19 protein-coding genes are annotated in these 22624 nt (G+C 69.6%); 13 read left to right on the top strand and 6 right to left on the bottom strand.

Features of this window, described 5'->3' with window-relative positions:
- Positions 1-632: 632 nt before the first annotated feature.
- From HMPREF3165_RS13430 to HMPREF3165_RS05065, 7 genes are all read left to right on the top strand, one after another.
- Positions 633-806, top strand: a complete 174-nt coding sequence (locus HMPREF3165_RS13430; RefSeq protein WP_176747003.1) for a hypothetical protein — start codon at positions 633-635, stop codon at positions 804-806.
- 441 nt (positions 807-1247) lie between these two features.
- Complete coding sequence (locus HMPREF3165_RS05095; RefSeq protein WP_020992116.1) at positions 1248-1982, top strand: ABC transporter ATP-binding protein; 735 nt, start codon at positions 1248-1250, stop codon at positions 1980-1982.
- Entirely contained in the window at positions 1979-2821 is an 843-nt protein-coding gene (locus HMPREF3165_RS05090; RefSeq protein WP_070511308.1) for a hypothetical protein, read from the top strand. Before HMPREF3165_RS05095 ends, HMPREF3165_RS05090 begins: the two co-directional genes overlap by 4 nt.
- Positions 2822-3606: 785 nt before the next feature.
- Entirely contained in the window at positions 3607-4656 is a 1050-nt protein-coding gene (locus HMPREF3165_RS05080) for a sensor histidine kinase (RefSeq protein ID WP_070511304.1), read from the top strand.
- The gene (locus HMPREF3165_RS05075) at positions 4653-5345 is read left to right on the top strand and encodes a response regulator (protein ID WP_070511302.1); all 693 of its coding nucleotides are present in this window, start codon (positions 4653-4655) and stop codon (positions 5343-5345) included. Before HMPREF3165_RS05080 ends, HMPREF3165_RS05075 begins: the two co-directional genes overlap by 4 nt.
- A gap of 433 nt (positions 5346-5778) precedes the next feature.
- Positions 5779-6459, top strand: coding sequence for a hypothetical protein (locus tag HMPREF3165_RS05070; RefSeq protein ID WP_070511300.1), 681 nt, complete (start codon positions 5779-5781; stop codon positions 6457-6459).
- A 104-nt stretch (positions 6460-6563) separates the two neighbouring features.
- On the top strand, positions 6564-7808 hold the full coding sequence (locus HMPREF3165_RS05065) for an SGNH/GDSL hydrolase family protein (RefSeq protein ID WP_070511298.1): 1245 nt from the start codon (positions 6564-6566) through the stop codon (positions 7806-7808).
- A gap of 126 nt (positions 7809-7934) precedes the next feature.
- Here HMPREF3165_RS05065 and HMPREF3165_RS05060 read toward each other — a convergent pair whose 3' ends face one another.
- The 4 genes from HMPREF3165_RS05060 to HMPREF3165_RS05045 form a co-directional block, all read right to left on the bottom strand.
- Positions 7935-9812: an alpha/beta hydrolase gene (locus tag HMPREF3165_RS05060; RefSeq protein ID WP_070511296.1), complete on the bottom strand. Its 1878-nt coding sequence runs from the start codon at positions 9810-9812 to the stop codon at positions 7935-7937.
- 111 nt (positions 9813-9923) lie between these two features.
- Positions 9924-11486 carry an MFS transporter gene (locus tag HMPREF3165_RS05055; RefSeq protein ID WP_070511294.1) on the bottom strand — a complete coding sequence of 521 codons (1563 nt, stop codon included), beginning with the start codon at positions 11484-11486 and terminating at the stop codon, positions 9924-9926.
- A 223-nt stretch (positions 11487-11709) separates the two neighbouring features.
- The gene (locus HMPREF3165_RS05050) at positions 11710-12579 is read right to left on the bottom strand and encodes an inositol monophosphatase family protein (RefSeq protein ID WP_070511292.1); all 870 of its coding nucleotides are present in this window, start codon (positions 12577-12579) and stop codon (positions 11710-11712) included.
- Positions 12576-14042, bottom strand: a complete 1467-nt coding sequence (locus tag HMPREF3165_RS05045; protein WP_176747002.1) for an amino acid permease — start codon at positions 14040-14042, stop codon at positions 12576-12578. The genes HMPREF3165_RS05050 and HMPREF3165_RS05045 overlap by 4 nt, the downstream gene beginning before the upstream one ends.
- A gap of 80 nt (positions 14043-14122) precedes the next feature.
- Between HMPREF3165_RS05045 and HMPREF3165_RS05040 the strand changes: the two genes are divergently transcribed.
- The 5 genes from HMPREF3165_RS05040 to HMPREF3165_RS05020 all read left to right on the top strand — a co-directional run bounded on the left by HMPREF3165_RS05040 (position 14123) and on the right by HMPREF3165_RS05020 (position 19384).
- Positions 14123-15835: a DUF2079 domain-containing protein gene (locus HMPREF3165_RS05040; RefSeq protein WP_070511290.1), complete on the top strand. Its 1713-nt coding sequence runs from the start codon at positions 14123-14125 to the stop codon at positions 15833-15835.
- Positions 15828-16589, top strand: coding sequence for a fluoride efflux transporter FluC (locus HMPREF3165_RS13705; protein WP_256275032.1), 762 nt, complete (start codon positions 15828-15830; stop codon positions 16587-16589). Before HMPREF3165_RS05040 ends, HMPREF3165_RS13705 begins: the two co-directional genes overlap by 8 nt.
- On the top strand, positions 16586-17086 hold the full coding sequence (locus HMPREF3165_RS05030) for a fluoride efflux transporter FluC (RefSeq protein WP_070511288.1): 501 nt from the start codon (positions 16586-16588) through the stop codon (positions 17084-17086). Before HMPREF3165_RS13705 ends, HMPREF3165_RS05030 begins: the two co-directional genes overlap by 4 nt.
- Positions 17087-17305: 219 nt before the next feature.
- Complete coding sequence (locus HMPREF3165_RS05025; RefSeq protein ID WP_070511286.1) at positions 17306-18244, top strand: DsbA family protein; 939 nt, start codon at positions 17306-17308, stop codon at positions 18242-18244.
- Positions 18245-18436: 192 nt separating this feature from the next.
- On the top strand, positions 18437-19384 hold the full coding sequence (locus HMPREF3165_RS05020) for an ROK family glucokinase (protein ID WP_070511284.1): 948 nt from the start codon (positions 18437-18439) through the stop codon (positions 19382-19384).
- A gap of 274 nt (positions 19385-19658) precedes the next feature.
- Here the strand turns inward: HMPREF3165_RS05020 and HMPREF3165_RS05015 are convergent, their stop codons facing one another.
- A complete protein-coding gene (locus HMPREF3165_RS05015; RefSeq protein ID WP_070511282.1) occupies positions 19659-20957 on the bottom strand; it encodes an AI-2E family transporter in 1299 nt (432 codons plus the stop codon).
- A 212-nt stretch (positions 20958-21169) separates the two neighbouring features.
- A complete protein-coding gene (locus tag HMPREF3165_RS05010; protein ID WP_070511310.1) occupies positions 21170-21994 on the bottom strand; it encodes an alpha/beta fold hydrolase in 825 nt (274 codons plus the stop codon).
- Positions 21995-22034: 40 nt separating this feature from the next.
- Between HMPREF3165_RS05010 and HMPREF3165_RS05005 the strand changes: the two genes are divergently transcribed.
- Positions 22035-22517, top strand: coding sequence for an S-ribosylhomocysteine lyase (locus tag HMPREF3165_RS05005; protein ID WP_070511280.1), 483 nt, complete (start codon positions 22035-22037; stop codon positions 22515-22517).
- Positions 22518-22624: the final 107 nt, after the last annotated feature.

Below are 22624 nucleotides of genomic sequence, written 5' to 3'. Positions count from 1 at the left end.
CGGTCACCGCCGTCGGCCTACAGATCCCCGCCTCCGAGCCCCTCACACCTGCCCCGCCCGTGTCTCAGACGTGAAGAGACGCGGGCGGGGCGGGTCTTCGCGTCGAGGCCCGACGGCGAGCCGAGGCCCGGATCGCCGTCCGACCGGCGGCTGCAGCACATCAGTCGGCCCAGAGATCCGGATGAGCGTGTCAGCAGGACGACTGAGACGGCGGCCCCGCGCCACCCCATCCCGCACCGCCTCCCCCAACCAGCCGTCAGATATCAGCCGACCGACCCGACCGTTTCACCGATTTGGGACGCCGCCAACAGGAGTTTCATTTCAGTCATCCGATCCGGAGGCCCACCGAGCCTCACATGACATCCAAGAGGACGGACAACCACAACACGGGGAACTCACCCCCGTCACACCGAATAGCGACGTTCGCACCCAAATGAAAACACCGTGCCCGATGCCCTAAGCAAGTTGGCCCCCGCGCTTACCAACCTCGGCTTGAGCTCCTTGCAACCCAATGGTGACTCAAGCCGCCGAACATGCCGTGTTCTGGCTACTAACCAAATTCCTGTCCTTGACGACTTCTTCTCCCAACCCGACCACATCCGTGGTCACCTCCCACTGAAAGGAACCACATCATGCGTCTTGCTCTCACCGTCGTCGGAGTCGTCGCCGGCATCATCATCGCCGCCATCGCACTCATCCAGCTGAGCGGATCGCTTCAGATCGCGCTGACAGGGCTCGGTGAAGGCCTGAGCATCGGCTCCATCTGGACCTTCGTTCGAGGAAACAAGCAGATCACCAGCCGATGAAGTGCCCAGCCGTCTTCCTCACTGGTACCGACACAGCCGGGATCTCACTGTATGGACGTGAGATCCGGGCTGTGCCCGTTCAGGTGGAGAGCCGTCGCCTGGAGGACAGGGTTCTCACCCTCTGCGGGGAGGTCATCATGGGCACCTGCAAGAACCTGCTTCACACCTTCATACCTTCACCCCAGTCCCGACCGAACCAATCTGCTGCTTCCGACCGTAGCCCACTACTCGGCCAATCGGACTAGCCAATCGAATGAGTCTCGAGCACCCGATCAGGCGATCCGGAAACAGTCTGATTCTTGTGAAGTAGTGACGTCACGGCAACTGCCTCCCCCGGCACCGCACTGCGTGAGGAAATCCCCTGCTGACCGCCCCCACGCATCTGACCCACCGCGACCCGAGCGGCCCGGAGCAGCTCAGTCGCCGTAAGGAGAACACACCATGAACCTGAAGCCACTCCTAGAGATCAGCCATCTTACCAAGCGCTACCGGTCCACCACTGCGGTGGACAACGTCACCTTCAGCATTGAGCCCGGACAGTCTCTTGGGCTCCTCGGCCCCAACGGTGCCGGCAAGACCACGACGCTGCGAGCCGTCCACGGCCTTCTTCGCCCCACGTCGGGCAGCGTCTCCGTGTTCGGCCACGCGCCCCTGGCCATTCCCGATGCGGCCCACCACATCGGCTTCGCATTCGACAACACCGGGCTGCCCACCAGCCACACGGTCCACAACCACCTCGTCAACCACCGGCTCGCGGCCGGCCTGTCACGCGACGAGATGGACAGCATCGTCGACGAGTTCGATCTCGATCCTCTGATGCGTCGCCGGATCAAGGACCTGTCCACGGGTGAGCGCAAGCGGGTCAACCTGGCCACCGCCATGGCGGGGCGGCCGCAGCTCCTCGTTCTGGACGAGCCGACCAATGGTCTGGACATCGAGGGCGCCCACTGGCTGCGCCGCGTGCTCCAGCAGCACATCGACTCCGGCGGCGCCCTGCTCATCTCGAGCCACATTCTCGCCGAGGTTGAGCGCATGGTCGACAGCATCGTCGTCATCAAGCGCCGCTGCCTCTTCAACGGCTCCCTCGACGAGCTGCGCCACCATGGTGGCCCCACGCTCGAGGACGCCTACCTCAACCTTGTCTCTTCCACCACCTCCAGGAGCCGTGCAGCATGACCACCAACGTCCTTTCCTCCGCGCAGACCATCACCTCCGGTCGGGCCCTGGCCACGCCGGCCCCCAGCCCCAGCGGCTTGTCCGTGTTCCGCTCCTTGTGGGCTCTGACCCGCCGAGGGCTCACCGAGGCCTCCCTGAAGTGGTTCCTCGTGATCGGGATCGCTCTGAGCAGCTTCGCCACGATCTTCGACGCCAGCAAGTTCCTCAGCGAGATCGACCTGTCCAACCAGGCCGCCGTCGACTCCGTGGCCCTGCGACTCATTCGCATCGGATTCTCCGTCCTGCTGGTGTCCACCCTGTGGGGAGCCACCCAGGTGACGACCGAGTTCCGCGACGCCACTGTGGCGGCCCGAGTCACCCAGCACCGCGGCGTCGGCAGGCTCGTTGCCGGCCACGCCCTGGCCTCCTTGCCGGCCGGCCTGCTCTTCGGCCTCATCGGCGCCCTGAGCTCCACTATTCCCACCTTCGTGATCTTCCACCAGCGTGACCTGAGCATCACGATGAACGAGGATCTCGTCAGCACCGTCGTCGGCATCATCGCCGTCAGCGCCCTGGCCGCCCCGTGGGGGACCTGCTTCGGCTGGCTGCTGCGCCGCACGCTGCCGGTCATCCTCCTCCTGGTCGCCTGGACCACCTACATCGAGCCGGCCATCGTGCGCGCCCTGCCCAACGACCTGGGCCAGTACCTGCCCGGCGGCCTCCAGCTCACGCTCATCAAGGACGCCACTGCTGTCGGCGACATGTCGGCTCCGCTGGCCGCGGGACTCCTCGTGGCCTGGACGGTCGGTCTGTCCATCATCGCCACCGCAGTGACGAAGATGGGTGATCTACGTGCCTGAGCAGGATGTGCTCTCTCGCCCCCGAGGAGCTCTCCGGCTGCACCGAGACGTCACCGTCGTCCGCCCTCAGCCAGCACTGCGATGAGGCACAGTGCCATCACCTCATCAAGTTCCTAGAGCCACACCAGCTCGTATGGGGAGCCATATTCGGAGCGAACCATCTCGCCACAGCCGCACGGGAGGCATGTCAGATCGTGGACCTTTTCACGATCATGCGAGAAGCCCTTGGTCGTCCCGACCGGCCCGAGCACCTGCGCAGCGACACGGACCGCGCGACCTGGTGGGGAGCCCCGGGAAACGTCACCGCCTTTCGGACCTGGCTGACAAAGATCAGTACAGCAGAACAGGCTGTGTCCTTTACAACGACGAATTGCGCGGAGACGAATTGCGCGGCTACGGAGTGGAAGAGCCTCGTGGAATCAACCCGCTTCACCGACCTGACACCGACACTCCCCCAGCGGATCCGCCAGGGCGGCTGGCATGCCGGGCGTGCGGAGAACCCAGCGCTCACACCCCTGGTGACGGATGAGAGCGCACTGGGGCAGGAGCTCGTGACACCTGACACTCACCCCATCCCTCACCCCATTCTTTGAGGTTTCCGCCACCTTGATTTCTTCGTTACCTCCACCAACAATAAATATGTGCTCCGAGGGAATAAGACTGATAGGAACATCAGACAAACGCGGCTTTCATGGCCGTCCTCGGAGGCCTGGCAGTACGCATCAGCCAAGCCCTGGCTGTACATCGCCGTAGCGGCGGTCTTCGGGACGGCGAACCTCATCCTCATGCTGACTCTGCGGGGCTCGGTCGTTCCGGAGCGGATCGTCTTCCTGGTGCTGGCACTCGTGACAACGATGGTGACGCCCCTGCGTCCCCGCCTCGGATCGATCGGCTACCTCATCGTGTGGATAGCACTCGGCTTGGCCCCTGTCGCTGAGACCGGGGACCTGGCCATCACCAACGCCGTCTCCGCCTTCCTCATGGGCCGCTTTCTCCCCCTGAGGCTCGCTGCCTCCCTCGCCCTCACCCCACCCGTCATCGTGCTGCTAGCCACCGGGGACGGCGCGTACTTCGCTTCCATGCTGTTTGACCTCGTTATTGCACTTCCAGCAGGACTCCTGGTCCGCGTCACCGTGAACTCCTGGCGCAGCGAGGTCTCCGCGGTGTCCGGGCAGCTGGAGGCCATCCGCAACGAGGTGGCCCGGGAGATGCACGATCTCGTCGCCTACTCCATGTCCCAGACGGCCCTACGGGCCAAGCTGGCCGCCAGCAAGGAGCTCTCCCCCGACCGTGCTCACGAGGAGTTCGCCGCCATCGAGGCCACCGCCGCTGACGCGCTCCACGAGCTCCGCCTCATTCTGCGCGCCCTGCGCCGCAACGACAGCGACGACGACAGCGCCGAGGGCGGACTGGGCACGGTGACCACGGATCTGGAGGGCGCCGTGCGGGCCATCGTCGACGACCTCTCCGCCTCCGGGTTCTCCGTCACCTTCCAGTGCACCGCCACGGCGCCCTGCAGCCGTCTTCAGGCCACCACCCTGTCCCGGGTCTGCCGTGAGATGGGGGCCAACGTCCTGCGTCATGGCGACCCGCGCCGCCCGGTGACCGCCTCCCTCGTCCAGAGCGAGAGCAAGGTGCACCTGGTGATGACCAACGGGGTTTCCACGACCCACGACCTGCCCTCATCCGGCGCCGGAATCCTCGGCATGCGCGAACGCGTCACCGCTATCGGAGGCACTCTGGAGACCTTGGAGGAGAATATGACCTGGATGGTCTCCGCCACCGTGCCCTCCGCGCCAACCACGAGCCCCGCCCCCTTGGAGGAACTGCCATGATCCGCATCGGTATCGCCGACGACGACCCCTTGGTACGCCGCACCCTGGCCCAGCTGCTCTCCACCGAGGAGGGCATCTCCGTGGCCTGGACGGCTCAGGACGGCCAGGAGGCGCTGGACCTGATCCACTCCACCGAGACGGAGCCGGTCCAGGCCGTCCTCCTCGACGTCCAGATGCCCCGGCTCGACGGCCTCACCCTGGCGAAGACCCTCCATGAGGAGAACCCCGAGCTGGCCATCATCATCCTGAGCACGCTCATCGCCGACTCGATCTCGAACGAGGCCTTCGCCGCCGGTGTCCGCGGCTTCGTGGCCAAGGAGGACGACGTCGACGCCCTGGCCGGCGCCATCAAGCAGGCGGTGGCGGGCAACATCGTCCTCACCCCTAAGTCCTCGGCAGTGCTCAGCGAGCGCCTTCAACCCGCCTCGCCCGGCTCCGGGAACGCCACCCCGCCCTCCTTCAGCAGAAAGGAGGCCTCCCCCCTCCCCTTCGGCGTCACCCTGTCCGCCCGCGAGCTGGAGGTCCTGGCACTCATCAGCGAGGCCCTGACCAACAAGCAGATCGCCAACCGGCTGAACCTGAGCGAGGCCACCATCAAGTCGCACGTGTCTGCCATCATCGCCAAGCTCGGTGTCCCGGACCGGGTCGGAGCGGCCGTCTTCGCCATGCAGCACGGCCTGGTCAGCTGAGCGCCGCATCAGACCCCGACGAACCGGCGGGGCCGAGTGCCCCCTCAGCCCTCCTCGAGACGAGGTCTCCACCCATCGACTGAGTCGAGGAGCCGATGATTCCCCCACTGGAGCAGGCGAGGCTAGAGCCATCATCAACCACTGCTTCCGAAAGGTCCCTCGTCTTGTTCGCCTTCTCCTTCACCTCCTTCGCCGCACTGCTTCCCTTCAAGTTTGTGGGCGAGAAGAAACCCTTCTGGTTTTAAGGACCTAGCGGGCGGCCCTGACCCCAACGCGGGTGAGGGCCGCCCTCGCCGTCCCCCTCCTTCGGCCCACTGACCCGATCGGAGGATCCCCTCGCAAGACGCATGCCGATGAAATAAGGGAAAGAGCCCCAGGCATTCGACCCGCACGAGCACCCCGGCAGCACCGCGACACCCCCAGGAGGTGACCGATGACCGACTCCCCCACCCCCTCCACGCCTCAACCGCTCCTGAGCGCCGCCTCATACTGCGCACTGATCGCCGCCGACACGGCCGAGGCGGCAACCCTCCGCCGGCTCATCGCCGACTCCCAGGGCACGACCCTCGCCATCGACACCTCCCCTCAGGGCGCCGTCGAGCTGCGCACGGACCCCGCCTCCCCTCAGGCGCCCGCGGCGCAGGTCTCCCCCATCGAGACGGCGAGCCACGACTGGCTACTCAGGACAGACGACTCCTCCCACGGCCTCGCAGACGGCGTCACCAGCATTCTGCTGCCGGCCGGCACAATCACCGAGCCGACGGACAAGGAGCGTGAACAGCTCATCGAGCACGCGGCCGACCTCCTTCCCCCCGATGGTCAGCTGATCGTCTCCGCCCAGCACGTCGTCGGCAACGGATTACTGTCGGAGACCTGGCGGCTTCCCGATGGCTGCCTCATCACGGAGAACGCCGACCCGGCATCCGGACTGCGGACCGTCACCATGCGGCAGGCCGGGCACTGGTCCACCCTCACCCTTCACCTCGTGACTCCCGCCTGGCTCGCCGAGGCCATCAAACGTCACAGCATGCGCTTGACCTTTCAGTACTCCGAGCCGCACCCCGTTCTCACCCGGCACCGGATAGTCATCATCCGCTCCGTGAAAACCGCCTGACACACCCTCTCAACGGCATAGGCTTGCTCCCGCACGCATTCATCCGCAGTCAAACGCTCGATTCTCAATCATTTCACACAACCGACAGACTCACCGGAGGCAGCATGCTCAACCACACCCCCTCTTCCCCCACACCCCGGACAGCGCTGCATGAAACAGCCCGGGCCAGTCGGAGGCGTCGTCGCGGCCTCATCCGGCTGAGCACCCTGGCCTCTGTCGCAGCCCTGGCCTGGACCATCGGCGGCGGCTCACCCGCCCACTCCGCCCCCCAGGGGAACACCTACGTGGCCCTGGGCGACTCCTACGCCTCCGGAGTCGGGGCACCGCCCTACGACGATGACGGGTGCAAGCGGGCCGCGGGTGCCTACGCCCACCAGGTGGCCAGCCAGACCGGCAAGACACTCGACTTCGGCGCCTGCGCAGGGGCTCGCACCAAGGACTTCTACCAGCCCGGGAAGGAAGCCGCCCAGCTCGACCACCTGAACGCCTCCACGAGCCTGGTCACCTTCTCCATCGGCGGCAACGACGCCGGCTTCTCCACACTCTTCTCCAAGTGCATCACCGCCGCCCCCTTCACCACCTGCTCCGGCAACAAGGAGGTCTCCGAGCAGGTTGACGGCGCCATCAGCGCCCTGGCCGGCAAGACCACGCGCGCGGGCATCACCAGCTATGACACGCTCGTGGCCGACATCGCCGCCCGCGCCCCTGGCGCAACCGTCGTCGCCGTCGGCTACCCGCGCATGTTCACCCCGCAGGGAGCCGGCCAGATCCTCCCAGTACCGGGGCGCTGCGAAGGCGTCACCAAGGTGGATCAGCGCTGGATCAACGCCAAGACCAACGAGATCAACGCCGCCGCCAAGGCCGCGGCCCAGCGCCACGGCTACCGGTTCGCCGACCCCTCCGGTTCCTTCGCCGGACACGAGCTGTGCGGCAAGCAGTCCTCCTGGTTCGACGGCCTCATCAACGACGGACGCTTCCACCCCAACGCCGCCGGCCACAAAGCCATCGCCGGCTCCATCATGGGCGTCCTGCAGGAGCAGCCGGCCGCCGCGCAGGAGCTGCCCGCCGCCGCACAGGCGCAGGTGGACAACACGCGCCCCGCCGGTTCCTTCACCCTTGCCCGCAATGGCGACCAGCTGGCCCTGGACGCCTCGGCCTCCACCGACTCCGACGGCACGATCACAAACATCGACTGGTACATCCAGCGCGCTGACGGCTCCGAGGAGATCCTCACCGGGGCCCAGGCCACTGCCACCGTGCCCGCCGATGAGCAGGTCTCCGTCACCGCCGTCATCACTGACAACCAGGGCAAGGAGGACTTCACCACCCAGATCGCCCCCGCCGCCTGAGCCGCCGCGCGTTCCTCCCGGCAGGTCGCCCCTGCGCAGCCCCGGTCGTCGAACGCACACCCTCAGTGACGTGAGCGGGCGGGCCGAGTGCACCTCGGCCCGCCCGCTGACTCGTTGGCTACGCGCCTACTCGTTGCCGTGGCAGGTCAGACCCTTCTTGGGCATGGTGCCGGAGATCAGGTAGGCGTCGACGGCGTCGTTGACGCAGGAGGCGTCGCCGCCATAGGCGGTGTGCCCATTGCCCTCCCAGGTCAGCAGCTGGCCGGAGTCGAGCTGCTCGGCCAGGGACTTCGACCAGGCGTACGGGGTGGCCGGGTCCCCGGTGGTTCCCACCACGAGGATCGGCGCCGCCCCGCGGGCATGGATCTGCGTGGGCTTGCGGGTGCCGTTGTGCCCCCACACGCTGCACACCAGGTCCATGCCGACCGCGGTGTTCCCGAAGATCGGGGCCTCGCGCTGGGCCTGCTCGTACTGCGCGGCCCAGGTCGTCTTGTCGCCCTCCACCGGGTAGTCCAGGCAGGTGACGGCCTGGAAGGCCCCGCCGCCGTCATTCTTCGAGGAGGTGTCCTGCTCCTCGGAGGCCACGAAGGCCGAGCCGTCGCGGTGGTTGATGGCCTGGTCAAGGGCTTTGTTCAGGGGCTCCCAGTTCTGCTCGGTGGTGTAGAGGTACTCGCTCAGGGCGGTGACGATGTCCGCGCCGGTCACGGTGCGGTTCGGGTCACCGGTCGCCAGGGGCGTGCTGTTGGCGGAGGTGATGAGGTCGCGGATCTGCTGGACTCCGGCGTCGGTGCCGCCGCTCAGCGGGCAGCCGGTGGAGTTCTGGCAGTAGTCCACATAGGTGCGCAGCGCCTGCTCGAAGCCCTTGGCCTGCCCCAGTCCCTGCTCGGCGAGGGACAGGGAGGGGTCGATGGCGCCGTCGAGCACCATGCGCCCCGTGTTGCCGGGGAAGGTCTCGGCGTAGACGGAGGCGAGGTAGGTGCCGTAGGAGAAGCCCAGGTAGTTCAACTTCTCCTGGCCGGCCAGCGCCCGCAGGATGTCGAGGTCCCGGGCTGAGGAGACGGTGTCGACGTGGTCGAGCAGGGCGGCGGGCTCGGTGTTGGCGGCGCACTGCTCGGTCAGCTCCTGGAAGGACTGCCGGGTCGACTCCGCCCACTCCTCGTAGGACTCACCGCCCGAGGCGGTCCCAGCGGAGGCCCCAGTGAAGGGCTCAGTACCTGCCGACGGCGTGCCCGAGGCCGACGGCGAGGCCGTGGCCCCAGCCGAGGCGGAGGGCTCAGCGGTGCCGGAGGATGAGTCGTCGTCGCTGGAGCAGGTGATGGCCGTGGAGGAGCCGACCCCGCGCGGGTCGAAGCCGATGATGTCGTAGGCCTCGAGCAGATCGGGGCTGAAGGCGTTGCTCGCCCGCTCGGCGAAGGAGACCCCGGAGTCGCCGGGACCACCGGGGTTGATGAACAGGGCGCCCTGGGCGTGGCCGCCGGTGGCGGCGCGCTTCTTCACGGCGATCGAGATGGTCTCGCCCTTGGGGTTGGCGTAGTCCAGGGGGACGGTGATGACGGCGCAGCTGAAGGTGGCCGTGTCGGTCTCCTCCTCGGAGGAGCCGGCCGTCCCGGTCGCGCCGGTCGCGCCGTCGGCGCTCGGGGTGGCGGTCGCCTGCGCCGAGGCCGTGGCGGCCGTCGTGGAGGCACTCGCCTGGGCGGTCTTCTCGGAGGCCTTCTCCACGCCGTCGGTGGCGGCGCAGGGGTACCAGTTGACGGCCTGGCGGTAGAAGGACTCCAGGCCGGAGGGAATCGGGCCCGGGACGGTGGCCGAGCCGCCCGCTGCGGCGGACAGTCCCGTCCCGCAGGCGCTCAGGCACCCGCCGACGAGGACCGCCAGGGCACTGATGCCCGTGCGACGACGGCGCGGTGCGCCGCCTGTCATCGAGGACTGCGCGGACGTCTGCGCCGCGCTGGCGCGCCCTGAATCGACCGGACGCCGCCTTAGTGTTCTTGTCATGCGCGGCATCTTACGAAGGCCACCTGTGTCCCCCATATGCCCGGCGTGTTCGTAGGGTAAGTCACGCGGTCGTGCCCTGAACCCTCTCGCGGCATCACCCTCGACGGCGCGGGAGCACGATCACGAGGCGAACAGGTGCGAGACCTCGCCCTTCTGGCGCCGTCCGGGGACGGTCAGGGCCAGGTGGATCGCGACGGCGAGCATCACCGCGGCCCCCACCCCCAGGCTGACGCCGAGCCCCGCATCCGTGGCGGAGCGGACCAGCGGTGCCAGGTGGGAGCGCATGTCAGCCGTCATGGCGGTGGGCCATCCGTCCAGGGCCCGCAGCCCCTTGCCGGAGGCCACCAGGGAGATGAGACGCTCCCGATCCGCAGTCCGCCCCAGGACACCGATCTGAGGGGCCATCGTCATCACGCTCCGGATGACGCGCTCATAGCTCACACCCATGACCGCGACCCCCATGACGATGCCGAGCTGCCGAGCGGAGGCGGAGAACCCTGAGGTCATCCCGGCGGTGTCCTCATCGGCCGAGGAGACCGCCAGCTGGTTGACGATCGTCCCGGTGGCCCCGGTGGCGGCCCCCGCCAGGACGAGCCCGGGAATGAGGACCAGCCAGGTACTCGATCCGCGCAGGAGCATGAGCAGGCAGGAGCCGATGACGCCGCCCAGCACGATTCCCAGCAAGCTCGCCCTGGCTCCGTGGCGTCTGACCGCTCCCCCGCAGGTGGCGGCCACGATGAGGGCGGAGGCGCTGAAGGGCAGGAAGCACAGTCCGGTCTGGGCGGGGGTGAGCCGGTAGATGTTCTGCGCGTACAGGGACAGGAAGGCCATTGGCCCGATGAGGGCCGCCTGGATGATGAAGCCGACCAGGACGCTGCCGGCATAGGTGGGTTCGGTGAGGATCGAGACGTCGACCATGGGGCTGGCCGATCGTCTCTCGACGAGGCAGAACGCGGCGAGCAGCACCGCCGAGCCGGCCAGCAGGGAGACGATCACGGGCGAGGCCCATCCCCACGTGTTGCCCTGGAGGAGCGCCAGCGTGAGCGCCCCCGTCATGGCGACGCACAGCACCGTGCCCGGCCAGTCGACCTTCCTGGATGCCGCCTTGCCCGCAGCGCCGCCCCGGTCCGCGCCGACCTCGGGAACCCAGCGCGATCCGAGCCAGACCGCCAGGCCCACCGGGACGTTGACCCAGAAAATCGAGCGCCAGCCCGCCATCAGCACGAGCCCTCCGCCAAGGAGCGGTCCCAGGGCGATCGCCGCACCGGAGACCGCGCCGTAGACACCGATCGCCCGCGCCCGGGCGGGGCCGGCCTGGTAGCGGTCCGAGATCATGGGGACGCCGACGCCCAGGAAGATCGCGCCACCGACCCCCTGAATGAAGCGGCTCCAGTCCAGGACACCGACCGACGGCGCCAGCGCGCAGACCAGGGAGCCGGCCGTGAACAGGACAACACCCCAGCGGAAGAGGCGCAGCCGCCCCACAGACCCGCTCAGCGTCGCCGCCGACATGAGGAGTGTCCCCAGCGGCAGGGTGTAGGCGTTGACGACCCACTGGAGCTCGCTCAGCGACGCCCCCAGTGCGGCCCCCATGTCAGGCAGCGCGACGGAGACGACCGTGACGTCCAGGACGTTCATGAAGCTGGCGGTGCAGATCAGCAGCAAGACGAGTGTCTGCCTCACATGGCGCACCTTTCGCGAGGGTTCCCGGGTGGCGGCATGCACCCCAGACCTAAACGACCGCCACACAGATTAACACCGGGGCGACCACCTGTGCACAGCGCTCACCCGGCTGCACGACCGCGCGGTCGTAGGGTAGGTCGCGCGGTCGCACCCTTTCCCCCTCGATCTCGCGGCATAACCCTCGACCGCACGAAGGTGGGCTCCTGGCCCGCCGCAGCGAGCCTCAGGCCCCGACGGCGCGCAGGTGCCCCAGCACCTCGGCGTGGGCGGTCGGGGTGCCCACGAGGAGCGAGCCGGCGCGGCGCACGTCGAAGGGCGCCCCGTCCATCCGGGTGAGGACCGCGCCGGTCTCGGTGCACAGCAGCGCACCGGCCGCGACGTCCCAGGGCTGGAGCCGCGGCTGGGCGTAGACGACCGCGCCGCCCGCGGCCACCTCCGCCATCTCCAGGGCGGCCGCCCCGTAGCAGCGCATGCCGCGCGAGGCCTCGATGGCCTGGCCGATGCCCGCGTCCTGCGTGAGCTGGTAGTGGGCGATGAGCATGCCCTCACTCAAGGGCAGGTCCTCCACCCGCTCCAGGGCCCGCGGCGCCGCGTCGTCGTCGCCCGCCAACCCCGTCAGAAGCGGCTGCACCCATGCGCCCCGCCCGCGGATGGCCGTGTAGAGCCGGCCCGCCACGGGGTCGGCGAGGACGGCGAGCGTGGGCACGCCGTCGTCGACCAGGGCCAGGGAGATGGCCCAGTCGCGGTGGGTGGCCACGTAGTTGAGGGTCCCGTCGATGGGGTCGAGCACCCAGGCCCGCCCGCGGTAGGTCTCGAAGTCCTCGACACGGTGCGCCTCCTCACCGTGGATGGGGACGCCCGTGGCCTCCAAGTGGCCGGCGATGCGCTCCTCGACGCCGCGATCGACCTGGGTGACCAGGTCGTTGCGGTGGGCCTTGGCCTCGATGCGCAGCTCCTCACCCGGGTCCAGGGCGAAGGCGGCCGCCTGGCGGACCGCAGCCACCCCGTATGCGAGCAGCTCCTCCAGGCAGGCCGACGACGTCGGCCCGACCGACGGCTCCGGTGTCACTGACCCACCGCCACCGGCACTCATGACTGGAGCTCCTGCTGCCTGGCGAGCCGGCTGCTGTGGACGAGCCAGGCCACGCCCAGCACCACCAGCCACAGGGGCGAGGCGAAGACCGCGATGCGAGTGTCGTGGGCCTGAGTGAGGGTCCAGATGACGAAGGCGAAGAAGCCCAGGCACAGCCAGGCCGCCCCACGCTCACCGGGCAGGCGGAAGGTGCTGGCGCGGTGAAGCTCGGGCCGCAGGGTGAGGAACCGCAGGTAGCTCACGACGATGACGCACCACACGAGGATGAACAGGACGCTGGCCACCGTGGTCACCGTCGTGAAGGCCGCGATGATGGACTTGGAGGTGTAGAGCAGCGGGATCGAGGTGAGCAGGCTGGCGCAGGTGACGGCCAGGGACACACCCGGCACCGAACGGGCCGTCAGCTTGCGGAAGACGTGGGGGGCGTTGTCCGCCCAGGACAGGCCGAAGAGCATCCGAGAGGTGGAGTAGACCCCGGAGTTGGCCGACGACGCCGCGGCCGTGAGCACCACGAAGTTGACGACGCTGGCGGCCACGCCGAGCCCCGCCAGGGCGAACATGGCCACGAAGGGGCTTGCCTCGGGGTTGATCTCCTGCCACGGGGTGACGGCCATGATGGCCGCGAGCGCACCCAGGTAGAACAGGACGATGCGCACCGGGATGGCGTTGATGGCCCGGGGCAGGGTGACCTCCGGGTCCTTGGCCTCGGCGGCCGCGGTCCCCACGAGCTCGGTGCCCACGAAGGCGAAGATGGCGATCTGGAAGGCCCCGAAGAACCCGCTCAGACCGTTGGGGAAGAGCCCGCCGCTCCAGATGTTGGAGAACTGGGCGTGGGCGCCGTTGGGCGCCGTGAACCCGCGCAGCACCATGAGGACACCGACGACGACGAGCGCCATGATGGCCACGATCTTGATGATGGAGAACCAGAACTCGATCTCCCCGAAGGCCTTGACGGTGGCGAGGTTGAGGCCGAACAGCAGGACCACGGTCACCACTGGCGTGATCCACAGAGGCAGGTGTGGCCACCAGAACCTCACGTAGCCGGTGATGACGATGACCTCGGCCACGGCCGTCACCAGCCAGCACACGTAGTAGGTCCAGCCCACGAAGAAGCCCGCCCACGGGCCGATGAGGTCGTGGGCGACGTCGGCGAAGGACTTGTAGGACAGGTTGGACAGCAGCACCTCGCCCAGGGCCCGCATGACCAGGAAGAGGATGGCGCCGATGACCGCGTAGACGAGGAACACCCCGGGACCGGCCAGGGAGATCGTCTTCCCCGACCCCATGAACAGCCCGGTTCCGATGGCCCCGCCGATGGCGATGAGCTGGACGTGGCGGTTGGTGAGGTGGCGCTGGAGCTGGGGCTCGGCGTCGTGGTCCACCATCTGGTCGAGGTCAGGCCGCTGAGGCGGCGAGGACTCGGCCGCCGAGGTGGAATCGGCGGGCGGCGGCGTGAGGGGCATCTCGTCTCCTGATCGTGGGTGACGCCACGAGCCTAGCGCTACCAGGTTCATCCCCGATTCACACGGGTAGGCTCGGCGCCGTGAACCTCAAGGAGCAGATCCGCCACTCGATTCCGGCTGCGATCGTCGTCGTCATCGGCGCCTGGGTGATGATCTACTACTCGATCGTCCAGTGGGAGACGATGAGGCCGGTGCCCAGCTGGGATCTGGCGATCTTCTCCGAGCTGGCCAAGGCCTACGCCCACTTCCAGACCCCGATCGTGCCGGTCAAGGGTGACGGATACAACCTCCTGGGTGACCACTTCCACCCGATCCTCATTCTGCTGGGGCCGATCTGGCGGCTCTTCCCCACTCCTCTGAGCCTGCTCATCACTCAGGACCTGCTGCTGGCGTTCTCGGCCTGGCCGCTGACCCGCCTGGCCAGCCGCCTGACGAATGAGTGGGTGGCCGGTGGGCTGGGGCTCGTCTACGTCCTGTCCTGGGGGATGCAGGGGGCCGTGGCGGCGCAGTTCCACGAGATCGCCTTCGCGATGCCGCTGCTGGCCTACGCCTCGGTGGCCTTCGTGGAGCGGCGCTGGGGGGCGGTGACGGCCTGGTCGGCGCCCCTGGTCCTGGTCAAGGAGGACATGGGGTTGACGGTGCTCATGATCGGAGTGGCCGTCATCCTCACCTCAGCGGTCCCGGCCTGGTATCGCACGTGCACGGTCATCCGGCCCGGTGGCCGTGGGGCCGACGGCCTCGACGCCGCTGGGGATGCTGCTGGGAACTCCGCTGGAAGCGCTCCCAAGGACGATGCCGCCCGCAACCGGCGTCGGGGGCTGCGCCTGGGCGTGGGCATGATCGTCGGCGGGATCGCGGCCTTCCTCTTCGCGATCCAGGTGTTCCTGCCGGCCTTCAACATCAACGGGGTGTGGGACTACGGCCTGAGCTCACAGGACCAGCCCACCTCACCCGACGCCCTGACCCAGAAGGCCACGGTGGTCGTCATGCTGATCCTCACCAGCGGAATCGTCGGGGTCACCTCGCCGTGGCTGCTCGTGGTGCTGCCGACGCTGGCGTGGCGGTTCCTGGGGTCGGTGGAGTTCTACTGGGTGTGGGACAACTGGCACTACAACGCCACCCTCATGCCCATCGCGCTGGGGGCGCTGCTCGACGTCGTCGCCCGGCGCCGGGCGCACGGCTCCTACGTGGCCGACCACCCCGTCAGGCAGGTGGGGGTCGATGGCCGAGCGGTCATGGAGCGCTCCGCCCGGGCCACCCTGGCCTCCGGGGAGGCAGGCACCGCCGGCGAGTCCGACGTCGACGGCCCGCGCCGGCGCCCGACCGCCTTCCCCACCTGGCTCACGGTGCCGATGCGGCACCGCTTCGTGGTGGCCACGAGCATCCTCACCGCGGTGGCCACCGGGGTGCTGACCGCCCCCTACCTCCCGCTGTGGCAGGCCACCAACAAGAACTTCGACCCGCTCGCCGCCGAGGCCAAGCAGAGCGACGAGGCGAAGAGAACCGAGACGCATCGGGTGGCCGTCGCCCACGAGGTCATCGCCACGATCCCCGAGGGGGCCACGGTGGTCACCGACCTGTCGCTGCTGGCCTACCTGGTGCCCCGGGCCGAGGTCTCCTGGGCGGGCACGAGCGGCCCCGACAAGGAGTACATCGTCATGACCCCGACCAGCGCCAACCAGTGGGGCAGTAGCGATGCCGCCGCCTGGGGCAAGAAGCACTCCAAGCAGGGGGCCACCTACACCCTCATCTACAACAAGGACAACTACCAGATCGCCAAGCGCAATGGCTGAGGCCGACCCCGGCGCCGGCACCGGAACCCGCGGCGCCTCCGAGACCGGGAGCGATTCCGCGCCGGGGGCCGTCACCCGCCCGGGGACCGGGCCGGGTGCTGGGCCGGTTGCTGGGCCGGTTGCTGGGCCGGGGACTGACCCGGCCCCGTCCGTGGCTGCGTCCCCCTCGGCAGCCAGCTCCGCCTCGGGAGCCGCCGCAGACTCCCCACCGGCGACCGACTCCCCGCAGGCGGCCGGGCAGGCCTCATCCGAGGCCACCTCCCTCGCCCCGTCCGTAGCCACCTCCCCCTCAGCGGCCGGGCGGGCCCCATCCGTGACCGCCTCCTTGGCCCTGGTCGCCGCCGGCGGATGCGCGGGCACGCTGGTGCGCGCTGCCCTGGAGCGGACCTGGCCCGCCTCCCCCGGGCACCTGCCGGTCACGACCCTGGCCCTCAACGTCGTCGGGGCCCTCGCCCTGGGGCTGCTGCTGGGGGCGCTCGGCGAAGGCCGCCCCCGCCTGCGACTGGCCCTGGGCACAGGGGTCCTGGGCGGGCTGACAACGCACTCGACCTTCATCCTGGAGAGCCACCGGCTCCTGACCTCGGGTGGGGGCAGCGGCCACCCGGTCCTCGGCACCGCCTACCTGGTGGGGTCGATGGTGGCCGGGCTGGTGGCGGCCGGCCTCGGGCTGTGGCTGGCCGACCGTCTGCGCCGCCCGGGCGGCGCCGGCAGTGCGGACCGAACGGGCAGCTGCCCTCTCCCGGAGGTGTCATGAGCGGGGCCGCCGCCGGGCTGGGGACCTGGCTCGCCGACTGGCTCCCCCTGGCACTGGCCGGCGGGATGGGGGCGGCCTGTCGCTGGGGCGTGGACACCTCCATCAGCCACCTCAGCAGCCGAGTCGCCCAGGAGGCTGCGGCGGGAGGCCAGCAGCAGCGGCGTCGTTCCGGGGTGCGGGCGCCCTGCATGTCGCGGATGCTGCGGATGCCGTGGGGCACGGTCGTCGTCAACGTGACCGCCTGCCTCCTCATGGGCCTGCTCGTGGGCTGGACGGCAGACCCGCCGCACTCCGGGACCTGGGCCGCCACCGCGCTCACCTTCCTGGGGACCGGCTTCCTGGGCGGGTACTCGACCTTCTCCACGGCCTGCGTCGAGGGGGCACGCCTGCTGCTGGCCGGGCGGTGGGGGCCGGCCCTGGCGCACGCGACCCTCATGACGGCGGCGACGCTGGGCGCCGTCGGACTAGGACTGGCTGCCGGCGCAGCCCTGCGTTAGAGCACCGCCCGGCCGGGACCCCGCCTCACTTCGACCAAAACTTCACAAACGACGCGGCTCCGGGTCGATAATGAAGATTCGGTCGAAGTGTGTGGGTCGGGGATGGACGACGGCGCCTCCGGGGCCGATGATTTTCGGTGACCTTCGTGAGCGTGCCGTAAGCGGCTCGTGAGCGCCCCGTGAGGTTGGCGGGCCTGCCGAGATCGGCCTGAGACGGCTGTGACGAACTGTGCTCTCATCAGCCATATCAGGCGTATTGCGGGGCCTGTCTCCTCTGACAGACTCGCTGCCATGAGTGTTCAGCCGCCTTCTTCGACGCCGACGCAGACGCAGTCGAAGACCAACCGCGCCACGGTCATCACCCTCGTGGTCATCGCCGTCATCCTGGCCGTCCTCGCCGCCGTGCTGCTGCAGAACGTCGCCTCCCGCCGCCATCAAGCCGCCGCCGCCAGCCAGGCGCCCGCCTCCTCCTCCGATTCGGCCGCCGCGGTCCCCGAGCCCGTACCGGCCCCGCCGGTCGCCGACCAGCAGACCCTCGAGCTCATCCACTCCGAGATCCACCGCGACCCGGCCGACGGCCAGGCCAAGGGCAAGGTCGACGCGCCGGTCGTCATGGTCATCTACTCCGACTTCGCCTGCCCCTTCTGCACCCAGTTCGCCCAGAATGTCGAGCCCGAGCTGAACAAGCTGGTGGAGGAGGGCACGCTGCGCATCGAGTGGCGCGACCTGGCCCAGATCAGCGAGACCTCACCCCTGGCCGCCCAGGCCGGGCGAGCCGCCGCCAAGCAGGGCAAGTTCTGGGAGTTCCACGACGCCGTCTACGCCGCCGCCGACCCCAAGGGCCACCCGGCCTACACCGAGGACTCCCTGGTCGACTTCGCCAAGAAGGCCGGGGTGGCGGACCTGTCGAAGTTCCGCACCGACATGACTGCCGCCGAGACCGTCAAGGCCGTCTCCGAGTCCACCCAGCACGTCCACTCCATCGGCATTCAGGGAACCCCGTTCATGATCGTGGGCGAGACCTACATCAACGGGTACAAGGACGCCGACTACATGACGGCCGTCGTCAAGAGCCAGGCCGCCAAGGCCAAGGAGGCCCAGGGCGCTACCGGGACCGCGAGCCCGACGAGCCCGGCGGCACCGGCGTCGGCGCACTGACCGCCGCGCAGCGGAACGCCGACGGCGCCCCTCGGCGCCCGCCGCCCGCCCCACCCCGGGGCTCCTCCCCCGACTCGCCCCATGGGCAGGCCGGGGGACGCTATTCTTCCACCACTTATCCCATTGATCGTCTGACGAGCAACGACGCAAGCAGCGACGTCAGCAACGGTCGTTTCACCAAGGAGCGCGAGCATGGCACTGAGCATCGGAGTGGATGTCGGCGGAACGAAGATCGCGGCCGGCGTCGTCGACGACGAGGGGAAGGTTCTTCAGACGATTCGGCGCGACTCCCCCGCCGCCGACCGCCAGGCGATCATTGACACGATCACGACGGTGGTGCGCCGGCTGCGGGAGGACTTCCCCGACGTGGCCACCGTGGGCATCGGGGCGGCAGGCTTCGTGTCCTCCGACCGCAACACGATGGCGCACGGCACCAACCTGGACTGGACCGGGATGCGGATCGGCGACGTCGTCTCCGAGGGCGTGGGCCTGCCCGTCGTCGTCGAGAACGACGCCAATGCCTTCGGGTGGGCCGAGGCCCGTTTCGGGGCGGCCCGCGGCAAGCGCAATGCCCTCATCGTGGCCATCGGCACCGGCGTGGGCGGGGCCATCATCGTCGACGGGCACCTCCTGCGCGGGGCGGCCGGATTCGGCGGGGAGATCGGGCACCTCAACGTCGTTCCCGGCGGCCGCCCCTGCGGGTGCGGCCTGCGCGGGTGCCTGGAGCGCTACAGCGCCGGCACGGCCCTGGGCATCAACGCCTGGGAGCTGGCGCAGTTCCGCCCCGACTACGCGGCCCGCATCATCGAGCTCTCCGGCGGCAACCCGGAGCACATCTCCGGCAAGGCCGTCACCGCCGCGGCCCGCGAGGGGGACCCCGCCGCCCTGGAGTGCTACGAGCAGCTCACCCGCTGGCTGGGGGTGGGACTGGCCGACATGTGCGCGCTGCTGGACCCCGAGGTCATCGTCATCGCCGGCGGTCTGGCCGAGGCCGGCGACATCCTGCTCGCCCCCACGCGCAAGGCCTTCGCCGAGAACCTCACGGCCGGCACCCACCGCCCCGCCATCCCGGTGGTCCTGGCCGAGGGCGGTCAGGAGGCCGGGCTCGTCGGCGCCGCGGACCTGGCCCGCCAGCCCTGAGGGCCGCGGGGCGCCGGTCGAGGAGCCGTCCGGGAAGCTGTCCGGCCGCGCCGAGGACTGAGCCGGAGGGCTCCGGCACACACCCGGCCGGGCCGGAGGCCACGTCGTCGAGAACGTACTTTCTGCACGAGGACTGCGTTCTCCTCCAGATGACTGGGGACGGACCTCAGTGATCTGGAGGAGAAGTACGTTCTCGGGGCGAAACGCAGTCGCCGATTCCCTGAGCGCCAGGCTCGCCCTGCGGCCATCAGTGCGCCGGGGCGCAGGCCTGAGCTCAGTCCTTGGTGGCCCGGCTCGAGTCCGCGGGCGCGGAGGCACCGACGTCGTCGCCGTCGGCGCGCGCGGCCGACTTGCCGGCCTTCTCACGCTCCTTGATGACCTCTGCGTGCTTCTCGACGACGGCCCGGCCGTAGTCGGGGTCGGCCTCGCCGACGCCGTCGCCGTCGAGGTCGAGCTGGTCGAGCACGCCCTGGTCGAGCTCATCGGGGTCGCGCACGGGCGAGTCGCCGGCGGACAGGAAGATCCCCACCCAGCGCGAGCGCGGGTCGGAGTCGATGAGGAGGGCCTTGACGAACAGGGTCAGCGGCACCGCCAGGATCGTCCCCAACGCACCGGTGACGGTGGACCAGAACAGCAGGCACAGGAAGGTCGTCGTCGTATTGAGCCCCACCGCGTCCCCAGTGAACTTGGGCTGGATGAGGGACTGGATGACGAAGTTGGCCGCCGTGTAGGACAGCACCACCCACAGCGCCGTCCAAGGGCCGGAGTCCACCAGCCCCAGGATCGCCGGCGGCACCACGCCCAGGACGAAGCCGATATTCGGGATGTAGTTGGTGATGAAGGAGACCACGCCCCAGGTGATGGCCATCGGCACGTTCAGGTACCACAGGGTGACCGCGTTGATGACGGCCACGATGAGACCGAAGACCGTCGAGACCATCCAGTAGGAGCGCACCGCCTCACAGAAGGACACCAGAGCGGAGGCCATACCCGGCTTAAGGACACCGAGGGCCGCGGTGCGGATCTCGATCTTGGCGGTGTCGAACATGAGGAAGACGACCACCATCGACATGACGCCCATCATCGCGCTGGCCGAGGTCAGCTGCCCCAGGACCGACTGAGCCACCATGACGAGCTGGGAGGTGTCCAGGACGTTGGTGACCTGCTTGAGCACCGCGGACTGGTCGACCCCCATGCCGTTGAGCTGGGTCTCGACCTGCTTCCAGATCGCCTGGAACTTGGGGGCGTACTGCGGCAGGGTGTCGACGAGCTGGGCGACGGCGACGGCCAGTGCCGCGAACAGCAGAACGACGAAGGCGAAGATGAGCGCAATCGCCGCCGTCGCCGCGACCACGCGCGGCACCCGGTGGCGCGTCATCCAGGACACCAGCGGCCGGACCGTCACCACGAGGGTGAGGGCGAAGAAGGCCGGGGCGAAGAGGTCCTGGATGAGATAGAGCCCCACCGCGCCAATGGTCAGTGCCGCCAGGAGATAGGCGATGGTCTCCCCCTGCGTGCGCTCCCCGGGGAGGGGAACGGCGGCCTTCCGAGCTTTTTCCGACACAGCTGCCATGGGCGCATCCTCCCACGGACGGGCGGCGCGCAGCGCCCCGACGGGCCTGTGCGCGCCGTGGGAGCTCTCCCCCTTTCCGCGGTCGCGGTGGTGACGCGGCAGTGGCGCGACGGCGTGGCGACAGCGTGGCTACGGTGTGACGACGGCGCTCCGGCGGCAGTCCGGTTGCAGTCCGGCGGCCGGGTGGAGCCCCGGTGGCCTGCGGTCCCGCCTCAGCCCACCGGCAGGACCTCGGCCAGCCAGGTGTCGACGGCGCGGTAGAAGGCCTGCGGGTCGCTGCGACGCACCTGGTGGCCGGCCCCGGGCACGAGGACCGGGGTGATGCGGGGGTTGCGGGCGGCGGCGGCCAGGCCCTCGCTGCCCACGCGGGCGCTGCCGGGCCGGTCGCCGGTGAGCAGCAGGGCGGGGACCTCGAGGGCGGCCATGGCCTCGTCCCAGGGGACCTCGGGGGCGACGACGCCGGACAGCAGCAGGCCCGGGTCGGTGCGCTGGGAGGCCCATACACCCGGGAGGGCCTCGGCGTCGGGCATGGTCTCCAGGGCGCGGCCGACGGCGGCCGGCAGGTCGGCGACCTCGGTGGCGCGGGCCCGCTCCCGGGCGGCGCCGCGGGCCAGGAGCTCGCGCGGGCTGCGGGTGCCGAAGCGGGCCGGGTCCTCCAGGACGACGCCGCAGAGCAGGTCGGGGCGACGGACGGCGGCCACCATGGCGGTGGCCGCACCCATCGAGTGACCGATGACGACTGGGGCAGGCGGCGTCGGCAGGCCCAGGGCGGCCCGGCCGCGCGAGGCGGCCTCCAACTCCTCCAGGACGGCGATGAGGTCCTCCACAAGGACCTCCCCGGCCCGCTCGAGCTCGGCCGACTCCCACCGCGGGGACAGGCCGTGCCCGCGGGCGTCGACCGCTACGACCCGGTAGTCGCGGCCCACCCAGTGGTCGATGGCTTCGGCCAGGGAGACCGCGGAGCCGGTGATGCCGTGGAGCAGAACCAGGGTGGGGGCGTCGTCGGGCCCCGTGACGATGCGTGCCAGTGAAGTCATGGCCCCATCCTGCCTCGTGACCGCCCCGTAGGCTGAGCCCATGAGCGAGACGAGCCAGCAGAGCACGCCGAGGATGAACGTCGAGTCCTTCAACCTGGACCACACCAAGGTGGCCGCGCCCTACGTGCGCGTCGCCGACCGCAAGGAGCTGCCCGGCGGGGACGTGCTCGTCAAGTACGACGTGCGCTTCTGCCAGCCCAACCGCGCGCACCTGGAGATGGAGGCCGTGCACTCCATCGAGCACCTGAGCGCCGAGCTCATGCGCAACCACACCGACCGGCTCATCGACTTCTCCCCCATGGGCTGCCAGACCGGCTTCTACGCCCTCATGCTGGGGGTGGGGACCGAGGAGTTCCTGCCACTGCTGGAGGCGACCTTCCGCGACATCCTCACCGCCCGGGAGGTGCCGGCGGCCAACGAGGTCCAGTGCGGCTGGGGGGCGAACCACTCGCTGGCCGCCGCCCAGGAGGCGGTGCGTGACTTCCTTGCCGCCCGCGACGAGTGGACGCGGGTCATGGCCTGACGCAGCCGCGCGGCCCTGTGTCGCCCGGCCGGGGACATCCTGCGCGTGCGGGGACACTCCCTCCCAGCCGGGGACAACCTGCGCGTCCGGGGACAGGATTCCGGTCC

The organism is Actinomyces sp. HMSC08A09, from assembly GCF_001807465.1.
In the GTDB taxonomy this organism is placed as follows: Bacteria; Actinomycetota; Actinomycetes; order Actinomycetales; family Actinomycetaceae; genus Actinomyces; species Actinomyces oris.
This window is presented reverse-complemented; position numbering and strand designations above follow the sequence as displayed.